The following is a 446-nucleotide window of genomic DNA, read 5'->3' on the forward strand; positions in this document are numbered from 1 at the left end:
GGCCCCTTTTTGTTTGCCTGCTCATTCCTGTCGCTGCCGTGAAGACGACCGATGGTCGTCGCGGCTGCTTGCAAGAAAAGATGATGACTGTAATATTGTGATCGTCATATAAAGGAGCGGCAGCCATGACCGAACGCAAGCACGAAACCCGCAAGCGCATTCTCGCGGCCGCTGGGCGAGTCCTTGCCGAGCGCGGCCCTGGCGACCCGGCCGTTGCCGAGGTGATGGCGGCGGCGGGGCTCACGGTGGGTGGCTTCTATGCACATTTCAGCAGCAAGGATGCGCTGATGCTGGAGGCGTTCAGGCAGTTGCTCGGTGTGCGCAGGGAGCGCCTGGCTGGCGTCGATCAGCGCCTGGGCAGGGAGCGCAGGGCGCTGCTGGCAGCCTTCTACCTGTCGCGTCGGCATCGCGACGAGCCTGGTGATCGCTGCCCGCTGCCCAGCACG

At 64.3% G+C, this 446-nt stretch carries 1 protein-coding gene; it reads left to right on the forward strand.

All coding sequences use genetic code 11. From position 1 onward, the window contains the following. Positions 1-125: 125 nt before the first annotated feature. On the forward strand, positions 126-446 hold a 321-nt coding region (locus J0A65_RS25850; protein ID WP_206597060.1), incomplete at its 3' end, for a TetR/AcrR family transcriptional regulator.

Origin of the sequence: Bowmanella yangjiangensis, from assembly GCF_017255015.1 — a bacterium.
Taxonomy (GTDB): domain Bacteria; phylum Pseudomonadota; class Gammaproteobacteria; order Enterobacterales; family Alteromonadaceae; genus Bowmanella; species Bowmanella yangjiangensis.